21 protein-coding genes are annotated in these 22,288 nt (G+C 45.2%); 16 read left to right on the top strand and 5 right to left on the bottom strand.

Going from position 1 to position 22,288, the window contains the following annotated elements; translation table 11 throughout:
* Positions 1 to 27: 27 nt before the first annotated feature.
* Positions 28 to 438, top strand: a complete 411-nt coding sequence (locus ACLI09_RS04760; RefSeq protein ID WP_411418449.1) for a hypothetical protein — start codon at positions 28 to 30, stop codon at positions 436 to 438.
* 146 nt (positions 439 to 584) lie between these two features.
* Entirely contained in the window at positions 585 to 1,595 is a 1,011-nt protein-coding gene (locus ACLI09_RS04755; protein ID WP_411418448.1) for an LLM class flavin-dependent oxidoreductase, read from the top strand.
* A gap of 58 nt (positions 1,596 to 1,653) precedes the next feature.
* On the opposite strand, the gene ACLI09_RS04750 is transcribed toward ACLI09_RS04755, so the two are convergent.
* Complete coding sequence (locus ACLI09_RS04750; protein WP_411418447.1) at positions 1,654 to 2,979, bottom strand: glycosyltransferase family 4 protein; 1,326 nt, start codon at positions 2,977 to 2,979, stop codon at positions 1,654 to 1,656.
* Positions 2,980 to 2,988: 9 nt separating this feature from the next.
* Complete coding sequence (locus tag ACLI09_RS04745; RefSeq protein ID WP_411418446.1) at positions 2,989 to 5,538, bottom strand: YfhO family protein; 2,550 nt, start codon at positions 5,536 to 5,538, stop codon at positions 2,989 to 2,991.
* Between the two features lie 248 nt (positions 5,539 to 5,786).
* Here ACLI09_RS04745 and ACLI09_RS04740 point away from each other — a divergent pair, with 248 nt between their 5' ends.
* On the top strand, positions 5,787 to 6,386 hold the full coding sequence (locus ACLI09_RS04740) for a biliverdin-producing heme oxygenase (protein WP_411418445.1): 600 nt from the start codon (positions 5,787 to 5,789) through the stop codon (positions 6,384 to 6,386).
* Between the two features lie 7 nt (positions 6,387 to 6,393).
* Positions 6,394 to 8,679: an ATP-binding protein gene (locus ACLI09_RS04735; protein WP_411418444.1), complete on the top strand. Its 2,286-nt coding sequence runs from the start codon at positions 6,394 to 6,396 to the stop codon at positions 8,677 to 8,679.
* Here ACLI09_RS04735 and ACLI09_RS04730 read toward each other — a convergent pair.
* Complete coding sequence (locus tag ACLI09_RS04730; protein ID WP_411418443.1) at positions 8,676 to 10,967, bottom strand: copper-transporting P-type ATPase; 2,292 nt, start codon at positions 10,965 to 10,967, stop codon at positions 8,676 to 8,678. The genes ACLI09_RS04735 and ACLI09_RS04730 overlap by 4 nt on opposite strands.
* 303 nt (positions 10,968 to 11,270) lie before the next feature.
* Between ACLI09_RS04730 and ACLI09_RS04725 the strand changes: the two genes are divergently transcribed.
* From ACLI09_RS04725 to ACLI09_RS04695, 7 genes are all read left to right on the top strand, one after another.
* A complete protein-coding gene (locus ACLI09_RS04725) occupies positions 11,271 to 12,572 on the top strand; it encodes a DEAD/DEAH box helicase (protein ID WP_411418442.1) in 1,302 nt (433 codons plus the stop codon).
* Positions 12,573 to 12,629: 57 nt separating this feature from the next.
* The gene (locus ACLI09_RS04720) at positions 12,630 to 13,142 is read left to right on the top strand and encodes a hypothetical protein (protein ID WP_411418441.1); all 513 of its coding nucleotides are present in this window, start codon (positions 12,630 to 12,632) and stop codon (positions 13,140 to 13,142) included.
* Between the two features lie 95 nt (positions 13,143 to 13,237).
* Positions 13,238 to 13,555, top strand: a complete 318-nt coding sequence (locus ACLI09_RS04715) for a hypothetical protein (RefSeq protein ID WP_411418440.1) — start codon at positions 13,238 to 13,240, stop codon at positions 13,553 to 13,555.
* The gene (locus ACLI09_RS04710; protein WP_411418439.1) at positions 13,556 to 13,828 is read left to right on the top strand and encodes a hypothetical protein; all 273 of its coding nucleotides are present in this window, start codon (positions 13,556 to 13,558) and stop codon (positions 13,826 to 13,828) included.
* Positions 13,828 to 14,484, top strand: a complete 657-nt coding sequence (locus ACLI09_RS04705) for an ATP-binding cassette domain-containing protein (protein WP_411418438.1) — start codon at positions 13,828 to 13,830, stop codon at positions 14,482 to 14,484. Before ACLI09_RS04710 ends, ACLI09_RS04705 begins: the two co-directional genes overlap by 1 nt.
* A 16-nt stretch (positions 14,485 to 14,500) precedes the next feature.
* Positions 14,501 to 15,106: an endonuclease/exonuclease/phosphatase family protein gene (locus ACLI09_RS04700; protein ID WP_411418437.1), complete on the top strand. Its 606-nt coding sequence runs from the start codon at positions 14,501 to 14,503 to the stop codon at positions 15,104 to 15,106.
* Between the two features lie 12 nt (positions 15,107 to 15,118).
* A complete protein-coding gene (locus ACLI09_RS04695) occupies positions 15,119 to 15,337 on the top strand; it encodes a hypothetical protein (protein WP_411418436.1) in 219 nt (72 codons plus the stop codon).
* 111 nt (positions 15,338 to 15,448) lie between these two features.
* Here the strand turns inward: ACLI09_RS04695 and ACLI09_RS04690 are convergent, their stop codons facing one another.
* Both ACLI09_RS04690 and ACLI09_RS04685 read right to left on the bottom strand, forming a co-directional pair.
* Positions 15,449 to 15,883 carry a hypothetical protein gene (locus tag ACLI09_RS04690; protein WP_411418435.1) on the bottom strand — a complete coding sequence of 145 codons (435 nt, stop codon included), beginning with the start codon at positions 15,881 to 15,883 and terminating at the stop codon, positions 15,449 to 15,451.
* A gap of 133 nt (positions 15,884 to 16,016) precedes the next feature.
* Positions 16,017 to 16,964, bottom strand: a complete 948-nt coding sequence (locus ACLI09_RS04685) for a PhoH family protein (RefSeq protein WP_411418434.1) — start codon at positions 16,962 to 16,964, stop codon at positions 16,017 to 16,019.
* Between the two features lie 104 nt (positions 16,965 to 17,068).
* On the opposite strand from ACLI09_RS04685, the gene ACLI09_RS04680 reads away from it, so the two are divergent.
* From ACLI09_RS04680 to dnaN, 5 genes are all read left to right on the top strand, one after another.
* Positions 17,069 to 17,905, top strand: coding sequence for an S-adenosyl-l-methionine hydroxide adenosyltransferase family protein (locus ACLI09_RS04680; RefSeq protein ID WP_411418433.1), 837 nt, complete (start codon positions 17,069 to 17,071; stop codon positions 17,903 to 17,905).
* Positions 17,906 to 18,019: 114 nt separating this feature from the next.
* Positions 18,020 to 18,316 (top strand): putative quinol monooxygenase, encoded by a 297-nt coding sequence (locus ACLI09_RS04675; RefSeq protein ID WP_411418432.1) that lies wholly within the window; start codon positions 18,020 to 18,022, stop codon positions 18,314 to 18,316.
* Positions 18,317 to 18,524: 208 nt separating this feature from the next.
* Entirely contained in the window at positions 18,525 to 19,250 is a 726-nt protein-coding gene (gene gldF / locus ACLI09_RS04670) for a gliding motility-associated ABC transporter permease subunit GldF (protein WP_411418431.1), read from the top strand.
* Positions 19,250 to 21,061 (top strand): gliding motility-associated ABC transporter substrate-binding protein GldG, encoded by a 1,812-nt coding sequence (gene gldG, locus ACLI09_RS04665; RefSeq protein WP_411418430.1) that lies wholly within the window; start codon positions 19,250 to 19,252, stop codon positions 21,059 to 21,061. The genes gldF and gldG overlap by 1 nt, the downstream gene beginning before the upstream one ends.
* Positions 21,062 to 21,151: 90 nt before the next feature.
* The gene (gene dnaN / locus ACLI09_RS04660) at positions 21,152 to 22,270 is read left to right on the top strand and encodes a DNA polymerase III subunit beta (RefSeq protein ID WP_411418429.1); all 1,119 of its coding nucleotides are present in this window, start codon (positions 21,152 to 21,154) and stop codon (positions 22,268 to 22,270) included.
* Positions 22,271 to 22,288: the final 18 nt, after the last annotated feature.

Here is a 22,288-nt window from a genome sequence, read left to right as displayed (position 1 = left end):
AGCTATAACCAATTCATTTTTATACACATGAAAAAGATTTTATTTCTATTAGCGGTAATTATAGGCCTTGTGGGTTGTAATAACAATGATAATGACCAAGTGGTTAATAACAGCGTTATAGGGCAATGGCAGTTGGTGGCAATACTTGCCGATCCGGGTGATGGTTCGGGTACATTTATTACTGTTGACAGCCAAAAAAGGCTTACTTTTAATGATGATGGCACGCTAAACAGTAACGGGAATATTTGCAGCATGGATACTGCTACAGATGTAGCCACAAATGGAACGTATTCTGAGGAAAATCATACCATTACCGGAAGCTGTGGCGTTGCGCCCTACCCTATTACGTTTGAGTTTGACAGCAACGGCAGCCTTATACTTAACCATCCGTGCATTGAGCCCTGCCGCGAAAGATATGCGCGGATTATAATAGATTAAGCAGCCGGTACAATTAAAAAGATGATATTTTTTAAGCAAAAGCCAATCATAGCGCTTTATCGGTGTTAACAAAACATAAACACATTTAAATATCTCGATTTTTATATGTAATTTTGGTTGTTACAATTAGACAACAGAATTACTTTATGAAAAATATAAAAATAAGTGTGCTCGACCAGTCGCAGGTGGCGCGAAACAGTACTGCACACCAGGCGTTAATGGACAGCGGCAGGCTGGTACAACTTGCCGACATACTGGGGTTTGAGCGCTACTGGGTAAGCGAGCACCACAACTTTAAGCTGGTGGCGGGCACTACTCCTGAGGTACTTATCCCCTACCTGGCAGCACAGTCGGCACGTATACGTGTTGGCAGCGGCGGCATCATGCTGCCCAACCACAGCGCACTTAAAGTAAGCGAGAATTTCGGTATGCTGGCCACGCTTTTCCCCGGCCGGATAGACCTGGGTATAGGCCGGGCACCGGGTGGCGACAGGCTTTCGGCACAGCTGCTTAACCCTGCCAATACCTTTAGCGAAAAAGACCTGTACCAGCAGCTTACCGATGTTAAGGCATGGCTGAGAGGCGAAGAACTGCCCGAGACCGTACACGAAAAAGTTAAGGCCTACCCCATACCCGAAATTATGCCCGAATTATGGATGCTTACCAGTAGTGGTGGCAGCGCGCAGTTTGCGGCACATTTTGGCATGGCGCTCTCTTTTGCGCATTTTATAAACCCTCAGGGTGGCCCCGAAGTAGTGGCGATGTACCGCGACAGCTTTAAACCGTCGGCGGAACTGGCAGAGCCAAAAGTAAATGTAGGCATCTTTGCTTTTTGTAATGAGGACGAAGAAGTTGTGGCTAACTGGGTTACAGATTTTGACTACCGCATGCTGCATATAGAAATGGGCGCTACGGGCGATATCCTTTCACTGGAGGAGATCAAGGCAAAAGAGTATAACCCGCATGAGCGGGCACGCATAGCCTGGAACCGTAGCAGGTTTATAGCCGGAACGCCTGATGTTGTAAAGCAAAAACTGGAAGCCTTAGCCGATGCTTATAATAGTGATGAAATAATGATAGCCACCTGGGCCGATACTTTTGAAGACCGTAAACATTCGTATGAGTTGATAGCGGAAATGTTTTATAAAAATGCGTAGCCTTTAAGTAGGGATTCCCGCCTGTAGCGCGCTTTGAACGAGGCGAAAAACAGATTCGCTACTTTTTCAAAAGTTCCGCAAGCTGCCCTGTAAGATTCTTTCTTGAATAATATTGCAGCCCAATGGCGTTCGATTTGAGTGTGCCTTTTTTATAGTCGGCAAAATAGGCTTGCAGGGTTTGTTTTATTTTGTCCTTATCGGCATACGTAGCAAACACACCTGTGTTTGTAGCGCGCATTATTTCGGCAAAATCTGCGCCTTCAGGCCCTATACCCAGGATGGGCCTTTCAGAAACCATATACTCAAATAACTTACCGGGTATAATGCATTTGGTTTCCTCCCGGTCTATCTCAACCAAAAGCAACACCTGGCTTTTACGTTGCTCGGCTATAGCTTCGCTATGAGATATATAGCCAAGGTTATTTACATAACTGCTTAAACCATTTTTCTCGATAGCGTTTAGTACTTCCCGGCTCACGGCGCCTATCAGCTTTAGCTGAAAATCGGTTTTAAAACCGGCATCTTCAGCTATCAATTCTGCCAGCGCCTGCCATAGCGCCTGAGGATTACGCTCACTTAAAAAAGAGCCTATATGCGCCAGCGTAAACTTTTCATCCAGTGGCGGGCGGGCTACCTTTTCGGTATCGTAGCCGTTGGTTATAACAGCAATAGGTGTATCGGTAAGGGCCTCAAATTCTTTTTTAGTAGTAGGGCTGGTCACAATAATAGTATCAGCGGTATTAAGCACCTCGCGCTCCATATCCTCATGGCGCTTTTGTGCCGATTTGCCGAGTTTTAATTCTTTATGGTATCCAATAGTAGTCCACGGGTCGCGGAAATCAGCAAACCAGCGTACACCCAGTTGTTTTTTAAGGCCAAGCCCAATAAGGTGCAGGCTGTGCGGTGGCCCCGTAGTAATTATAGTATCAATATTATGTTTTTTGATATAATCAGAAAGGTAGGCTGTTGACGGTTTTACCCATAGCACACGGGCATCGGGTACAAAGAGGTTGCCCCGCACCCAAAGCATCAGCCTTTGCATGAGCGACTGTTTCTTCTTATCAGGGATGATACCGCTGCTTATTTTTTTTGTGTTGCCTTTGCTAAATGCCGAAGCCCACGAATATGGCTCAACAATCTTGTGCTTCAGTATTTTAGTACCCGGCTTTACTTCAGATAAAAACCCTTCGTCAATAAGCGGGTAAGTTGGGTTTTCGGGAATGTATACTATTGGTTCTACATTAAAATCCGGCAGGTACTTAACAAACTTAAGCCAGCGCTGTACCCCCGGCCCACCCGCAGGCGGCCAGTAATAGGTTATTATGAGTACTTTGTTTACAAGACCCTTAACTCCCGAAGGGGGAATTTGTTCACTCTTATCCATAAAATTAATTTATGGGTTACGTTTTTCAGGGCTTATCTTGCCTTTAGGGGGTTGGGGGGCTTGCTTTTTCCGCTCATACCATACCCCTGCCCCGAGTAACACGAGGAAGATAACAAAACTGATAAGGGCTATTGTGCTTCCGGTTTTTACCACCTGCGGCTCAAATTTAAACTGTATTTTATGCTTGCCGGCGGGTACTAACAACGCTCGCAACGTATAATCGGCCTGGTAGTGCGGTGTCAGGGTGCCATCTATGTAGGCGTTCCAGCCTTTAGCATAATACATTTCGCTAAACACGGCAAAGCCTTTGTTCTTGTTTTCCGACGTATATTCAAGGTCGTTAGGCTCGTACGATGTAAGCGTTATTACAGCACTACTGTCGCGCGCAAACGTTGTTTCGGCAACAGCTTCAGGGAATTTTTCTTTATTAATAACCGCAACGTTCTTAACGTCAAGTTTTAGTGTTTCTTTTAGCTCGTCATCGGCGGTAGCCACTGGTTTTATATTGCTTACAAACCAGGCCGGGCCGGCTGCGTTAGGGTTAGCAACAGTTACATATCCGTCGTTATTCTGCAATAATAAATACTTTACATTCAGCAGGTCAAGCACCGGTACAGGCTCTTTTAGCGATACCGTTTGCTCATCTATATTTTTAAATATTGGGGCAAAATCATCATTACTGCCTTTTTCAAAGCTGTAGGTAAACAGTTCGTCTTCCCTGCGGGGGCGCACCGCGCTGTAGCCTCCCACGGCCTGGTGAAAATAAGAGGTACGTGCCTGCTGCCTGGCAAACGGGTCATACACCCTAAAATGCGATGTATCAGCCATTATCTGTGCATCAGCAGGGGTAATTTCAAACGGCTCCTCCATCTTGCGTGCAGAGACAAAATCATCAGCGTTTACATAATTACGGTCAAAAGTAAACAGGTCGGCTACAATAAGTAAGCCCACTAATAACACGGCAACCGTTTCGTTAAATTTCTGTTTCGTAAACAGCCACAGCACTAAAGCCGCCGCCAGCGTATACAATAGCGAACGCCAAATATCGCCGGTATACATCTCCATACGCTCCTGCTTAAGTGCCTCAAGGTAGCCCGGCCCTATCTGCTGGAACGCCTCCTCGCCAAACATGCCCCGTGCATAATCGGCATCGCGCAGGCCTTCAAAGTTAAAGGAGCCTTTCAGGGCATATAACCCCAGCAAAATTACCACCACTACCAGCGCACTCTGCCACAGGTAGGTAAACTGCTGCTTTTTATCTTCAATTTTAAAGAAGGTTTGCAGCCCCATAAACGCGAGTATCGGGGCGCAAAGTTCCAGTATTACCTGTATGGATGATACCGCCCTGAACTTATCATACAGCGGAACGTAGTTTATAAAAAATTCGGTTAATCCGCTAAAATTCTTACCCCACGAAAGTAACAATGTAAGCAACGCCCCCGCCAGGAATGCGTATTTTATGTTTCGCTTATCGGCAAAAAGCGCAAATACCGCAAGGAAAAACACCACAATACCTATATAGGCCGGCGCCTCTACTATAGGCTGGTCGCCCCAGTAAGAGGGTATCCTTTCGGTATAGCTTGCCGCCTCTGTAGGGGTTGCCCCAAGGCTAAGGAAAAATTCATATATCTTACCGTCTTTACTGCCCGATTCGCCGCTGCCCCCGCCAAAAAGGCGTGGTACTATAAGGTTAAAACTTTCGGCCTTGCCATAGCTATATTCTGTAATATAGCCGTAATCCATAGCCGCGTCAGAGGTTACCGGCTTATTATCGGGCTTAAAGGTAAGCTCGCTTTTGCCGCGTATGCTGTAGTTTGTATATTCGGCAGTAGCCATAAGGCTGGTGGCATTAAGACCCAGTGCCACAATACCGGCTATTGCAAATACCCCCAGCGAAATGCCCAGGTGGCGGTATTCTTTTTTCTTAATTATTTCTATAACATAATAAAGCCCCACAAAAAACAGCAGGAACAGCAGGTAATACGTCATCTGGAAATGGTTGGCGTTTATCTCCAGCGCGGTTGCAAGCAGCGTGAGCAGCCCGCCAGCAATGTATCTTTTTCTAAATACCAGTATAATTCCGCCCAGCACCAGGGGCATATAGGCAATGGTATGTGCCTTGGCATTATGCCCCGCACCCAGTATTATTATAAGATAGGTACTTAAGCCAAAGGCAAGCGCACCAAAAAACGCCTTAAGCGTATCTACTTTTAGGATGCGCAACAGTATAAAAAAGCCAAGGAAATACAAGAAAAGATAATCGGCAGGGCGTGGCAAAAAGCGGATAACGCTGTCTATAGCCTTTATATAATTGTGTGGGTATTTTGCCCCCATCTGGTAGGTAGGCATACCGCCAAAGGCGCTGTTTGTCCAGTACGGTTCCTCGCCGTTTGCCTTTCTAAAATCGTTTTGCTCTTTAGCCATGCCTGTATACTGGGCAATGTCTGACTGGTAAAACGCCTTATTGCCCTGAAGCACCGGGTAAAAATAAATTAGTGCAACAATGATAAAGCCAAGTATGGCCAGGAGCTGCGGGTAAAATCTTGTGATATTTTTCATGTACAAAATGCTTTTCGCCTAAAAGTAAAAAACGGCGTGAAGATACTTATTTTACTTTAAACCGCACAGCCGTACCTGTAATTTGCTACGCGGGTAAATTATTGCAGCATCGATAATGAACGTAAATTTATGAAAATACATTTTATATATAATCATACTATAAATAAGCGTTAAATCAAAAATGCTTTTAAAGCAATGAAATTATTTTAATTATATTTGTTTGTAATGAATACAAGCACCACTATATAATGAGCGATACAGCAACCGCCACTACTTTTTTAGATAGCTTACGCAAGGCCACACAACAGTCACACACTGCGTTAGAAGCTTTACCCCTTTCTGCATCCCTTCTAAAACCCGATGTTACCAATGCCGGATACACTAATTATCTTACGCTAATGCGTGATGTGGTTAAAGATGCCGAAGAAAATATATTCCCCGCGCTTAGCCGTTATATCCCTGAAAATGAAATCCGTAATAAAACGCATTTTATAGAGGCCGACCTTGAAACACTGGGCAGCACCATGTCAGGATACACTAAAGTATTTACGGCTGGTAACCCACACTTTTCTCCTGCTTTTGCATTGGGCATACTGTATGTTATTGAAGGATCATCATTGGGCGGAAGGGTAATTTTAAAGAATATAACTGCCGTATTAGGCCACAATTCAGAGAAAGGCGCCACCTACTTTACCGGCTACGGTAACCAGACGGGCAGCCACTGGAAATCATTTTTGGCCGCGCTGATACAATTTGAACAGGAGAATAATGCCGGTGAAGAAATTATAGCCGGGGCAAATTTTGCTTTTGAGGCCATACACACACATTTTAGCACAAGCGCAAACTAAGACTTTTATGACCTTTAAAGATATTGTAAACCGCGATATTGTAAACCTTACTAATTGCGAGCAGGAAGCTATACACATACCTGGCAGCATACAGCCGCATGGCTTCTTGCTTGGCCTTAAAGAAGATGCCCTGCTTATAGACTACTGTAGTGCCAATACGGCCGAGTACTTAAGCCTTTTCCACAGCCAGCTGCTGGGTAAAAAGTTTGAGGACGTATTTGGCAGCGAAGCTGCTGATGCACTAACGGGATATGTTGCCAAGGGCCTGATGCTTAGCAGTACATTGCTGCGGCTTACCCTTGCAGGTGTCGATTTTTTATGCACGCTCCATAAAAATGATAACGGTATATATATACTCGAATGCGAACCTGTAAGCCTTGACAGTAAACCTGCCCATGAGGTATACGACCAAACGTCGCAGTTTTTGGGCTATATGCACGAAACGCACACCCTGAAAGAATTATGCCAGCTGGTTGCTAAAGGTACCCGTAAAATTACAGGCTATGACCGTGTAATGATATACCGCTTTGATAAAGACTATAACGGCGAAGTATTTGCCGAAAGCTGCCGGGATGACCTGGAACCTTTTTTAGGGCTGCATTACCCCCATACCGATATACCTGCGCAGGCGCGCGAACTTTATAAGCGTAACCTGCTACGCCTTATTTCTGACATTAATTATACGCCCATCCCTGTTTTTACCATTGATGATGCCGAAGGCAAAAACCTCGACATGAGCCTTGCCATACTGCGCAGCACATCGCCCATACATGTGCAATACCTGCACAATATGGGGGTGGGTGCCACACTTACCATATCATTACTCTATAAAAAGAAATTGTGGGGCCTTATTGCATGCCATCACTATTCGCCAAAAAACCTAAGCCCGGAAATACGGCTTGCGGCGCAGTTGCAGGGCCATTTCATCACTTCTCAAATTGACGTGCGCGAAGCATCGGAAGAATACGAGTATGCCCGAAAAAGCACCATTGCCACAGAGCGCATGAACAGCCATGCGCTTCTTAAGGTAGCTGACCTGCAAAAGATTATAGAAGCGCCTCAGCTACTTGAACTATGTAACGCGGCGGGTGTATCTATAATTTTTGGCAGCACAGTATTTAAACACGGCTTTACACCTGACGATGGTAAAATATGGGAACTTGCAGATTTTATGGCAAGGCATACAGCGCACGGTACATTTAATACCAATAAACTGATTGATTACCTGCCCCACTTCCATGTTTGTGACGATGCGTCGGGGATTATTTACCATTCGCTGGATATTGATAACAATAATTGCATTATATGGTACCGCCCTGAAACGCAAACTGAAGTAAACTGGGCCGGCGACCCCAATAAATCTATAGAAAAGGATGAAAATGGACTAAGCCCACGGCGCTCATTTGAATTATGGAAAGAAATTGTAGACTGCATGAGCAAGCCCTGGCTACGCCCCGAAATTGAAAGCGCGGCATCATACGCGTACAGCCTGCAGCGGCAGTTAAACCTGCTCATTATGACGCAGGAGGAAGAAAAATACCGTAAGCTGAGCGAATTGCTGAAGCAAACCAACAGCGAACTTGAAAACATAAACTGGATAAGTACCCATGACCTGCAGGAACCGTTGCGTAAAATACAGCTTATTGCATCGCGCATACTAATACGGGAAAAAGAGATACCGGAAACAGTAGAAGATGCCATAAAACGTATGAACAATGCTGCAGGCAGGATGCAGACGCTGCTTATAGATATATTAAAATATACCCGCCTTAAGCATACTGATGAAGCGTTGGTAAAGGTTGATATGAATGCATTGCTGGAAGATGTAAAACTGGATATGGCTGAAACCATTAGCGAGAAGAATGCCGAAGTTATTGTAGGTAAATTGCCTGAAATTAAAGGAATACCTTTTCTGCTAAAGCAACTGTTTAGCAACCTCGTGGCAAATTCTATAAAATATGCCGCAGCAGACCGTAAGCCACAGATAAAAATCACGGCAAGCGACGAACTTCAGGCGTACAGGCCTGACGAGCCGGAAACCCTCTACCGGGTGTTTTATGTAGCGGATAACGGTATGGGGTTTGAGCAGCGCTATGCCGAATCGATATTTAACATCTTTACACGGTTACACGATATACCAAATCATAAAGGCTCTGGTGTGGGGCTTGCGCTTTGCAAAAAAATAATGCAAAACCATAACGGGCATATTGCGGCATCAAGCGCTGTTAACCAGGGTACTGTAATAAGCCTTTACTTCCCTGTAAGCTATGAGCAGGCGGGTGGTACTGCCTAACCCAAATGTGTAGCTTTTATCCGCAGGGAATTAGTTATTACCGATACCGAACTCAGGCTCATGGCGGCCGCAGCTATCATAGGCGACAGCAATACCCCAAAAAACGGGTATAATATTCCGGCAGCCACGGGTATTCCCACCGTATTATAAACAAGGGCCAGCAGTAGGTTCTGCCTGATGTTTTTCATTACGGCATGGCTCAGCAGCCGTGCCTTTTCCACCCCCTGCAGGTCGCCTCTAAGCAGTGTCAGCCCGGCACTTTCTATAGCCACATCGGTACCCGTTGCCATGGCGATGCCAATGTTAGCCTGCGCAAGTGCCGGCGCATCGTTAATACCGTCGCCCGCCATGGCTACAATTTTTCCATCAGCCTGGAGTTTTTTAATTTCAGACTGCTTATCTTCCGGCAGGCAATTGGCTTTGAAGTGTTTTATACCCACGGCATCGGCCACGGCCTTTGCGGTGTTTGCATTATCTCCCGTAAGCATTACCACATCCAGGCCGCTGCTTAAAATATCGGCTATTGCCTTTTTGCTGCTTTGCTTTATAGCATCGGCAATGACTATAAAACCTGCGGCTTTACCATTAATGCCAATTATGGGCACGGTTTTACCCCTGGCCTGCTCCTCTTCAATTTTTTGTATAGCGTTTTGCCCAGGGTCTATGTTTGCATCTTTTAATAAAGCAAGAGTCCCTACCAAAACTTCTTTGCCGTTTACTGAACCCTTTACCCCTTTTCCAGTTATCGATTCAAAATTAGAAGCCTCATTAAGGGTAACCGTGTTATCAGTAGCATAGTGTACCATGGCATGCGCCAGCGGGTGCTCACTCTGCCGGTTTAGCGTAGCCGCTGCGCTAATTATTTCGGCTTCTGTAAAACCATCAAAAGCCACTACTTTTTCTACTGATGGTTTGCCTTCTGTCAGCGTACCTGTTTTATCCACAATCAGTACATTGGCTTTTGCCATAAGCTCCAGCGCCTCGGCATTTTTTATAAGTATGCCATGCTGCGCGCCTTTGCCTACCCCTACCATTATTGACATAGGTGTGGCGAGCCCCAGCGCGCACGGACAGGCAATTATAAGTACTGCCACAGCATTTACAAAACCAAGCGCATAGCCCTGCCCTGCCCCCCAGATTGCCCATGCAACAAATGTAATAACTGCCACAGCAATAACTATTGGCACAAAATAACGGGATATTTTATCGGCCAGCTTTTGTATGGGCGCGCGGGAACGGCTCGCGCTGTTTACCATTTCTATAATTTGGGCAAGGAACGTTTCGTTGCCCACATGCCGCGCTTCCATCAAAAAAGAGCGCCTGCCGTTTATAGTACCCGCCGTAACAGAATCGCCAGTCTTCTTATCCACCGGTACAGGTTCGCCTGTTATCATAGCTTCGTCTATTGTGCTTTTACCTTCGGTTATAACGCCGTCTACAGGTATTTTTTCGCCGGGGCGTACCAGCAAAATATCCCCAACCATAATATCGCTGATATGTATTTTACTGTCCTTGCCGTTTTGTACCAGCGTAGCTTCGGTAGGCGAAAGTTTTATGAGTTCTTTAATGGCCTTACTTGTGCGGGTATAGGCTTTGGCTTCCAGAAGCTGGCCCAGTAACACAAGGGTAAGTATTACCGTAACACTTTCAAAATAAAGGTGTACACCACCGTGGTGGCCCTTCATTTCATCCGGAAAAGCAGATGGATATAGGAGCCCAACAATGCTGAACAAAAATGCCGCCGCTGCCCCAAGCCCTATAAGGCTGAACATATTGAGCCGCATACTGCGAAACGACTGCCACGCCCGCTCAAAAAACATCCGGGTAGCATAAAACACTACAGGTAACGACAGCCCAAATTGCAGCCAGTTTGATACATTTTGGGAAATAACCCTGCCTATAGGGTTACCGGGCAGCATTTCGCCCATGGCTAATATAAAAATGGGAATGGTAAAACCTGCGGCTATCTTAAACTTGAAAAGTAATTCTTTATAAGCGGTATCTTCTTCTTCGGCCTGTGGGTTTATGGGCACCAGATCCATACCGCAAACGGGGCAGCTGCCGGGTTCATTTTTTACGATTTCAGGATGCATGGGGCAGGTATACTGTCCTTTTTTAGGGCGTGTTTCAGGTACCTTTTCAAGGTTCATGCCGCATACCGGGCAATGGCCGGGTTTGTCGTATACCTTATCGCCTTCGCACATCATAGGGCAATAATAGGTTGGTTTGTTTTCCTCAGCATGGTGATGTGGGGCTGTGTCTTTATCAATTATATGGTTGTGAGTCATTTTATTTGTAGTTTGTGGATGTATTACAAAGTTAACCCTTATTGATTAAAAATCATGTTGTTGTTGCCCCGTAAGGACAATGATTTTGTTATATGCCTGGTTATAGAAGGAATCTGTAGCTACCGGGTTCTTACCGCATTGCTGTATTAGCACAAGGTGGTACCGTCTGAGGCACCTGTTGCTCGTATACACAATTTGTTAATAAACAGATATATAGCCTTGTTTTACGGTATTAACCCTAAAAGCACTATCTTTGCGCATTAATCTTAATACTTTGTACCGTAAAAAAGGTACTGCAACTTAATGAAATTTGAAGACCTTAATTTAATACGCAATATACAGCAGGCGCTTACCGAAGAGGGTTATGAAGCCCCCACCCCCATACAGGAACAGGCCATACCTATTATATTAGCCGGCACCGACCTTGTAGGCTGTGCCCAGACCGGCACCGGAAAAACCGCTGCCTTTGCCATACCCATAATAAATAACCTGCACCGTATAGTAGGATCGGCTACTAAGGTAAAATACATACGCGCGCTTGTAGTTACCCCTACCCGCGAGCTTGCCCTGCAAATAGGCGAAAGCTTTGATACTTATGGTAAGTACACTAACATTCGCCAGCTTACTATCTTTGGCGGTGTTAACCAGGTAAGCCAGGTAGACCAGCTTAAAAAAGGGGTAGACATACTGGTAGCCACACCCGGACGCCTTCTCGACCTGCACAAACAGGGCCACATAAACCTTGACCACCTGCACCACCTGGTGCTCGATGAAGCCGACCAGATGCTGGATATGGGCTTTATAAACGATGTAAAAAAGATAATAAAGCTTACGCCAGATAACAGGCAAACGCTTTTGTTTTCTGCTACAATGCCTATTCCCATAAGGGAACTGGCCGATAGCTTCCTTACCAAGCCCGAGTATGTATCGGTTACACCGGTTTCATCTACTGCGGAGAATGTTAAGCAACAACTCTATTTTGTAGATAAGGGCGATAAGCGCAAGCTGCTCTACCACCTTATCCGCAACGAAAACCTTAATAACGTACTGGTATTTACCCGTACCAAGCACGGTGCCGATAACGTAGTTAAAGCCCTTAAAAAAAATGGTGTTGAAAGCGGAGCCATACATGGTGATAAATCGCAAAATTCACGCCAGCGCGTGCTTGATGCCTTTAAAAACAAAGAGATACCCGTACTGGTAGCTACCGATATTGCAGCGCGCGGTATAGATATTGAAAGCCTGCCGTATGTTATAAACTTTGACCTGCCAAACATACCGGAAACTTACGTGCACCGCATAGGCCGTACCGGGCGTGCAGGTAACAGCGGTATTGCCATATCTTTTTGCGGGCGCGATGAGCAGCCGTACCTTAAGGACATAGAGAAGCTTATAAAAATGAAGATTAAGGTTATCGAGGGCCACCCGTATCCTTATGGCGCGGAAACAGAGGCGCCCGAAGGACAAAAACCTGATTTGCGGAACAAAAACAAAGCGGGCCAGGGCGGCGGACGTCCAAAACAAGGCGGTAACAGTAATAGCGCCAATGCTAATAATTCCCGAAAATCGGATGCTTCTAAAAAAAATAAAAAACGCTGGTACTAACCAGCGTTTTTGCTTTATAATAAATACTATTTTTGCAAAACACCTGTTATGATTTACATGAAACAAATTGTATTTATTTTTTGCCTGTTTACAACTTTTACCTGGTCTCAAACTGCCCCCGCTAAGAAGGGTGCCGGCGAATGGGACCAGCTTGATAAAACCTTTATAAGCCTTATTGAGGCGCTTACCAAGGCTAATGAAGCCAATTTTATAGCGCTCTCGGCAAAACAGATTGAGTGTACCGAATGTGCCGAGGCCGGTACCTATACCGGTGCGGGATACTATGTAGATCCATACGATTTTTACGACGGTATTTCTAAAAGCTTTACAAAATCAGCCATATTTAAGGCGCTTTCTTCCCGTGGCTACGGTTTTAGCGCGGTAACCCTTAAGGGGCTTAAAGTACCTTACCTGCCCGCCGCTACAGCCAAAGGGCTCAAGGTATATGATGTATGGATAGATACCTACCTGCCGGGCGAGGTTTCTAAAGGGCACCCCGGCACACGCCATACCTTCCGGTTTATAAAAACAGGTAACAAGTTTGTATTTTTCGGGCTTGCTTCTACATAAACAATCGTTCGCGGGGAGCAAATTAACAGCCTTTAAAAACGTATAATGTACTTACAATTGTTTATTTTTGGAGCTAACCATTAACACACCTTATTATGAGTATTACCTATCATTATGCCACTGTAGCTATAGCAATTGAACAACTTCGCGAGAAAGGTTTTACCGAAGATTTTAACCTTGACGGGAACTATCTTGTAAGCCAGGTAGGACGTTTTGGCGACAGCGATTTTGAGATAGCGCATGTTTACTTTTATGAAGGCGAATCTAACCCGGATGATGAAGCCACGGTTTACGGTATAGAATCCGGTACGGGCCATAAGGGCGTGTTAGTTACCGGAAATGATGTGTTTGCCGATAATGCCGAAAGCAGCATTATAAAAAAGCTCCTGCACCACAATAAGCCCGCAGAATAGTTGAGGGCGTTTTTTCAGTACCTGCTCACGGTAAACATTTTTAACTTTATTGCAAGCCTCATACTTTCCGTGGCATTTGGTTTGGGCTACTTCCCTGTGCTATTTTGCACGTTTGGGTTAGGCGTAGGTATTATTGTATATGGCTTTTACTTTAAGCAGCAATATTACTTTTATTACAACCTGGGCTTTACCAGGGCAAAACTGGTCAGGATGGCTTTTGTTACCAACTTTATCCTTTCAGCGCCGTTTATCATACTGCTTAACATTTTATAATGAACCGCCTTACGGTACATAACATCATAAAACACTTTGGTAAACGGGCAGTGCTCGATGCTGTGCATTTTGAACTACAGCAGGGCGAAATACTGGGTATCTTTGGGCGCAATGGTTGCGGCAAGTCTACACTTTTAAAGATACTTTTTGGTGTACAAAAAGCAGACGTTTTCAGAATGGGCGTTAACGGCAAAGCCCTACTGCAAAGACAGGTTATCCCTGATTGTATTATTTCGTACCTGCCGCAGGAATCTTTCTTGCCAACACATTTAAAAGTGAGGGATATTATACCCATGTATTTTTCCGGAGAAGGCCAGGACAAAATTTTCAATGCCGATGGTATCAATAAAATAGCCAATACACCTGCCGGCAGGCTTTCTATGGGCGAAATGCGGTATTTTGAGCTGTTGCTTATCGCCCACCTGCCCCAACCTTTTTTACTGCTAGATGAACCTTTTTCTATGGTAGAGCCATTATTTAAAGAAAAGATAAAAGAGCTTTTAATTAAACTTACCAATAAAAAAGGTATTATTGTTACCGACCATTATTATAAAGACGTGCTTGAAGTAAACGACAAAAGCCTGCTTTTAAAAGAAGGTAAACTACTTGCTGTAAGCAATGTAAGCGACCTGGCAGGGCATGGTTATCTGCCCTAAATATAAATTATACAAAATGAAAACAGTTTTTATAAGCCTTTGCCTGATGGCTGCCACTGCAACCGCCATGGCCCAGAATATAAAAGTAATGACCTACAACCTACGACTGGATACCGATGCCGACGGCGAAAACCGCTGGGGGCTACGCAAAGATTTGGTTGCCGGCCAGGTACAGTTTTACGAACCGGACTTTATGGGCGTGCAGGAAGCATTGCCGCAGCAAATGCACTACCTTGATGACACACTGGCCGCTTATGATTTCATTGGTGTAGGCCGCGACGATGGCAGGGAGAAGGGAGAATTTTCGGCTATATTTTATAATAAGGATAAGTTTAAGGCAGTGCAGCAAAGCACATTCTGGCTTTCGCCAACACCTGAAAAGCCAAGGCTGGGTTGGGATGCCGCCTGTAACAGGGTATGTACCTACGGGCTTTTTGAAAACACTAAAACCCGGCAAAAGGTATGGGTATTCAACACGCATTTTGACCATTTGGGCAATGTTGCCCGAATAGAAAGTGCTAAATTAATCCTGAAAAAAATAAATGAGATAAATAAAGACAAACTGCCATTTATACTTACAGGCGACTTTAACCTCGAAGAAACTTCTGAACCCATAAAGTAGCTTTCGCAAAACATGAACGACAGCAAAGCCATTGCCCAGCTGGTTTATGGCCCTGAAGGTACCTGGAACGCGTTTGACTTTACAAAGCCTGCTACCACCCGCATCGATTATATTTTTACTTCAAAAGACAAAATAAAAGTAAAAAAGTATGCCGTGCTTAGCGACAATAAAAACTGCCGCTACTACAGCGACCACCTGGCAGTACTTACCGAACTTGAAATTGTAAGATAGTAAATTATAAATCCCGACCATGAGCAAACTTTAGGATTTTCATCAGGGAAATGGGAAAAGTGTTTAAAGGGAATCGATTAATAAATAACCTATTGTTATTTATTAATCGATTCACAAAACAGTATTTCTTTTGGAATGCATTGAATTTGCAATCGCAAAGCCAATATTGACAAATACCATTAATACGGACAGTAATCCTATCCCTAAAAATATGAAGCAATTCATATCAAATTTATTTATAAATAAGAAAGACAACGGGACTATTAATAAAACAAGGTTAACCATCGATACTATTTTATTTACCCTTGCTTTAAAAAGCAACATTATCAAATATCCAAGAATAAAAATAATTATAAAGGTGATCACCGCAACTGGTAACAGATTGCAAATATCCCACGCCCAGCCTACTGTTTTGTTAACGCCGTAAGTACCAATTGCAGGATAGTCCTGAAAGAGGGATAATATAATTAAGCCGACTGCCAGGAAAACAATAATACACATCAGGCCCAATAACGGGCCTGATGGTTTTGAGAAATTTATATTCATACTATTTTAGATTGCCACGCTCCGTTTCTCCGCTCGCACCCGAGGGCGTAGCCTGAACGGACGAAGTAATGACAGGCTCGTAGGGCTTTTTTCGACTTTAAAACTTTAGGCTTTATAAACTTTATGGCTTAGTTTAGCTCGCGTGCTCAATCTTTTTATACGCCTCAATAACTTTCTTAACAAGGCGGTGGCGCACCACATCCTTATCGTCAAGGTAAATAATGCCTATACCGTCTACATCCTTAAGAATAAGCAACGCCTCTTTAAGCCCGCTCATGGTACTACGTGGCAGGTCAATCTGGCCGGGGTCGCCGGTAATCATAAATTTAGCATTCTTGCCCATACGGGTCAGGAACATCTTCATCTGGTTGTGGGTAGTGTTCTGGGCCTCATCCAGTATTACAAAGGCGTTGTCCAGCGTGCGCCCGCGCATAAAGGCCAGCGGCGCTATCTGTATCACCCCTTTAAGCAGGTAATCTTCCAGCGTTTGCGGCGGAAGCATGTCGCGCAATGCGTCATACAACGGCTGCATATAGGGGTCGAGCTTTTCTTTCATATCGCCGGGTAAAAAGCCCAGGTTCTCCCCGGCCTCTACCGCCGGGCGGGTAAGTATAATGCGTTTTACCTGCTTTTCCTTTAGCGCCTTTACAGCAAGCGCCACGCCCGTATACGTTTTGCCCGTACCGGCAGGCCCTACTGCAAACACCATATCGTTTTTGGCCATGTAGTCTACAAGCAGCTGCTGGTTAGGTGTCATGGCTTTTATAAGCTTGCCGCCTATGCCGTGTACCAGTATCTTATCGCTGGGGTTCATCTGCTCTACATTGCTGTCGCCGTGTATCACGCGCTCTATAACATTGTCGTCTATAGTATTGTATCGCGAAAAATGCAACATCAGGCGCTTAAAGCGGCGCTCAAACTCATCGAGCAGGTCTTTTTCGCCAAATGCCTTAAGGGTCGTACCACGCGCTACAATCTTCAGCTTGGGATAATACTTTTTTATAGTTTCAAGATGGGAGTCCTGGGCGCCCCAAAAGTCTTTTGGGGCAATGTCGGTAAGTTCAATAATCCGTTCGTTCAAGCAAGTAAAGTTTTAGTGTGAATTTATAGCTATATTATTAGTAGCTTTGCAATCAAATTTAGTGAAATTTTAATCGCGGTACTTATAAAGTTTTACACAATTTTATGTCAATAATTACCCTTACTACCGATTTTGGCCTGTGCGACCACTTTGTGGGCGCGCTGAAGGGCAAACTGGTATCGGGCTGTGAGGGCGCGGTAATTATTGACATATCTCACAATGTAGATTTATTTAATATTCCCCAGGCTGCATATATAGTGGGCGCTTCGTGGCGCAGCTTCCCGGCGGGCACGGTACACCTTATAGGCGTGGACGCCGAACTTAGTAAGGAGAACCGCCATATAGCCATGCTGTGGAACGGCCATTATTTTATTTGTGCCGATAATGGCATACTCACCCTGCTAACGGAAAACATACTCCCTGAGAAAATAGTTGAAATAAACATACACGGCCGCCTGCCCGACGGCAGCGGCGCCATGGATGTATTTGCCACCGTAGCCTGCCTGCTTGCAAAAGGCGGCTCACTTAACGTGGTGGGGCGGGAAATTGCCGGCCTGAAGCACATACTGGAAATGCACCCGCAGGTATCTACGGATAAAACAAGTATAAAAGGCAACGTAATATACATAGACCACTTTGGCAATTGTGTAATAAACATCACGCAGAGGCTCGTAAAAGAAGTTGCGAAAGGCAGGGACTTTGAAATAACCTTTGGTACGAAAGGGGTAATAAAAGGGGTGAAAAACGGCTACTCAGACTTTACGCTGAACGAGCGTTTCTCGCTAAAAGATTATGAGGGCGAAAAGCTGGCGGTATACAATGAATCCGGTTACCTGGAGATAGCCATCTTCCGCAGCAACCCGCATACGGTAGGTTCGGCAAAAACGCTGCTGGGGCTAAAGTACAGGGATGTAGTGACGATTACATTTAAAGCCCCCTAGCCCCCAAAGGGGGAATTACGCACGGCCGAGTGAAGCTGCTCCCTCTCCGAATGAGAGGGTTGGGGAGAGGACAAAGGCATGGGAAGAGACTGTTATATAAAATAAAAAAACTGTATGTTTGTACGCATTGTAAAAATGGTGTTCCTGGAAGATAAAGTGGCCGATTTCCTGCTGAATTTTAATACTGTAAAGGAGCAGATAAGAAATGTGCCCGGTTGCCGTTTCTTAGAACTGTACCGCGACAAGGATAAACCACAGGTGTTTTTTACATACAGCTACTGGGAGCGCGAACAGGATCTTGAAAACTACAGGAATTCCGCGCTTTTTAAAAGCGTTTGGGCCGATACAAAACCGCTGTTTGCACAGAATGCCGAAGCGTGGAGTGTGGATAAGCTGGTGAGCATGGAGTGAGTCAAAAGTCATAAAGTCCTCTCCCCCGACCCCTCTCCTTCGGAGAGGGGAGCCGAGAACGGGTACAGGGCGGACAATCCGCAGCCAAACATTCGAGTGTAGCTGCTCCCTCTCCTTTGAAGAGGGCTGGGGAGAGGATAAAAAAGGATTGCACGCACAATCTACTTTGGAGGGAATTTAAAGTTAAAATTAAAAGAATTAATAGTTAATGAAAGCATTATTGCTACGAGAAATCAAGTCCTTCTTTGGGTCGCCCATAGGCTATTTGGTTATTGCTATATTTTTATTGCTCAACGGGCTGTTCCTGTGGGTGTTTGAAAACGACTTCAATATCCTGAACAGCGGCTTTGCCGACCTTGGCCCGTTCTTTACCCTGAGCCCGTGGATACTTATTTTCCTGATACCGGCGGTAACCATGCGCAGCTTTTCCGACGAAAAAAAACAGGGCACGCTGGAGCTGCTCTTCACCAAGCCCCTAAGCACATGGGAGATAGTGAATGGTAAATTCTTCGGGGCATTCATCCTTATAGTACTGGCACTCGTGCCTACCTTTATATATGTGTTTGTACTGTCCTACTTTGGTAACCCGCAGGGCAATATCGACCTGGGCAGTACCGCAGGTTCATACATCGGGCTGCTTTTCCTTGTAGGTGGTTATACCGCTATCGGCATCTTTACCTCTACCCTGTCAGACAACCAGATTGTAGCCTTTATCATGGCCGTATTTTTATGCTTTTTGTTCTACTTTGGTTTCGAAGGCATTTCAGCATTTACCGGAAGCCTTGGCACATTCGTTTCAAAACTGGGTATGGATTACCACTTTAAAAGCATCAGCCGTGGCGTTATCGATACGCGCGATGTGCTGTACTTCATTACCATTGCCGTGCTGTTCCTGTCGTTAACCGTTTACAAACTTAAATCGCTTAAATGGTAATGGAAACAGCTAAACAAAAAAACATCAAACAGCTTGCCGTTACTATAGTTGTACTACTGGCACTAAACTTTGTAGGCGGATTTATCTTTAAAAGGCTCGACCTTACTAAAGACAAACGCTATACATTGTCTGACACTTCGCTTGAATTGGTAGAGTCAGTACGGGAGCCTTTGTACATAGACGTATTTTTAGAAGGCGAGTTCCCCGGTGAATTCCAGCGCCTGCAGGATGAAACGCGCCAGCTGCTACAGGAGTATGAAGCCATTAACCCTGATGTAAAGTTCAACTTTTTTAACCCGATTGATAAGGCGGAGAGTTCGGCAGAAACCAAACGCGAACTTATTTACACCATCTTTAAGATGGACAACCCTAACCTGCCGGAGAAAACCCAGGCCGAGGTAAAAAAGAGTATTGAAGGCATTACCGATATTGATAAGGCGATTTTTGACACCTTTACAGGCAGTGGCATGAAGCCCGCCGGCGTAAGCGTTAACGACAGGGGCAAGCAGAGTGAAACCCTTATTTTTCCGTGGGCAATAGCTACGTATAAGGGTAAAACGGTTAAGATTCCGTTGCTTAAAAACGTGCGAGGCGCCAATACCGCCGAAAAAGTACAGGGCTCGGTACAGCACCTTGAATATGCCTTTGCCGATGCGTTTGACAAGCTTATCCGCGAAAAGCAAAAGAAAATTGTGGTGCTTCAGGGCAACGGCGAAATGCCCGGCCTGTATATGGGCAGCCTGATAAAGCAGTTGCGCGAAAGCTACCATATCGGGCCATTCACGCTTGATTCGGTTGCTAAAGACCCTATGAAAACGCTTAAGCACCTTCAGGAATATGACCTTGCCATTATAGCCAAGCCTACACAGGCATTTACAGAAGAAGAAAAACAGGTGCTTGACCAGTATATAGTAAACGGCGGAAAAACCCTGTGGATGCTGGATGCCGTGCAGGTAGAGATGGACAGCCTGTATAACGAAACCGGGGTTACCCCTGCCCTGCCGCGCGACCTTAACCTTAACGATATGCTGTTTAAATATGGCATACGCATAACGCCCGATATTATTAAAGATGAAATGGCAACGCCGCTTAAGCTGGCCACCGGCGCACAGGGCAGCGCCGCCCAGTACCAGCAATACATCTGGAGGTTTGCGCCCTTTGCTTATCCGGATTCCATCAACCAGAACCCTATCGTGAAGAACCTGGGCGGTGTAAAGTTTGAGTTTGCCAGCCCCATAGATACCCTAAAAAACGGCATTAAAAAGAACGTACTGCTGGCCTCATCGCGCTATTCTAAAAAAGTGGGCACCCCACTTGCGGTACGCCTTGATATGGTAGCCGAGGAAACCAGGCCTGCTGATTATACCGGCCAGGGCTTCCTGCCTATGGCAGTGCTTCTGGAGGGGAACTTCCGCAGTATGTATGAAAACCGTTTGCTGCCGTTTAAAGACCCGGCGTATAAAGTAACCGGAAAGCCCGGCAAGATGATCGTGATTTCTGATGGTGATGTGGCAAAGAACCAGTTCGACAAAAATGGCGAACCGCTGGAACTGGGTTATGACAAATGGACGGAGGAATTTTATGAGAACAAGGATTTTATGCTGAACTGTGTAAATTACCTGCTGGACGATAACGGACTTATTAACATCCGCACCAAAGAGGTAGAACTGCCCATGCTGAATACCCAGAAAGTGTATGACAACTACCTGTATGCAGAGCTTGTTACCGTGGGGCTTCCGCTTTTAGTACTTGCCTTGTTTGGGGTACTGTTTACCTGGCTGCGCAAAAGGGCCTATAGCTCACCGACATAAAAGTTAATAAAAAAGTTTCGCTTTTAGCGCGCTTTACGATATATTTGCTATCCGTTTCTGTAAGGGAACAAAACCAATAAATAAACCGAGATGAAATTTATAGTATCGAGTACATATTTGCTAAAACAGCTACAGGTGCTTAGCGGCGTAATAAACAGCAGCAACACCCTGCCTATTTTAGACAACTTTTTGTTTGAACTTAACAATACCGAATTAAAAGTATCGGCTTCAGACCTGGAAACTACCATGTCGGCAACCCTTACCATCGATTCTGACAGTGTGGGCAGTGTTGCAGTTCCTGCAAAACTATTGCTTGAAACCCTAAAAACCTTCCCGGACCAGCCGCTAACCTTTACCGTTGAAGACAACAACACGGTAGAGATAAGCTCTAATTCGGGTAAATACGCGCTGGCCTATTCATCCGGCGACGAGTTCCCGAAAGCCGTACAGCTTGACGACCCATCGTCTACCATAGTACCTGCCGAGGTGCTGGCCACAGCCATAAGCAAAACCATCTTTGCAGCCGGTAACGACGACCTTCGCCCGGTAATGTCAGGCGTGTTCTTCCAGTTTTCACCCCAGGGCCTAACCTTTGTAGCAACTGATGCGCACAAGCTTGTAAAATATGCCCGTACCGATGTAACGGCATCGCAGGTGGCAGACTTTATCATGCCAAAAAAACCGCTTAACATATTAAAAGGCATACTTGCTACATCAAACAGCGAAGTTAGTATAGAATACAACGATGCTAATGCTACCTTTTCATTTGACAATTATGTGCTAACCTGCCGCCTTATAGATGGTAAATATCCTAATTACGAAGCCGTTATCCCTAAAGAAAACCCTAACAAGCTGCTTATAAGCCGCAGCCAGTTTTTTAGCTCAGTACGCCGGGTGGCCATCTTCTCTAACAAGACTACCCACCAGATACGCCTTAAGATAGCCGGTACCGAGCTTAACATTTCTGCCGAGGATATTGATTATTCTAACAAAGCCGAAGAAAGGCTAACCTGCGACTACCAGGGCGACGATATGCAGATAGGCTTTAACTCGCGTTTCCTTACCGAAATGCTTACAAACCTGCAAAGCGACGAGATACAACTGGAAATGTCGCTGCCTAACCGTGCGGGCATCCTTACCCCGGTGGACGGGCTGGATGAAGGCGAAACCGTAACCATGCTTGTAATGCCGGTTATGCTCAATACCTAATATTTAACTAACCCTAAA

This window comes from Flavobacterium sp. RHBU_24, assembly GCF_046613695.1.
Taxonomy (GTDB): Bacteria; Bacteroidota; Bacteroidia; order Flavobacteriales; family Flavobacteriaceae; genus Flavobacterium.
This window is presented reverse-complemented; position numbering and strand designations above follow the sequence as displayed.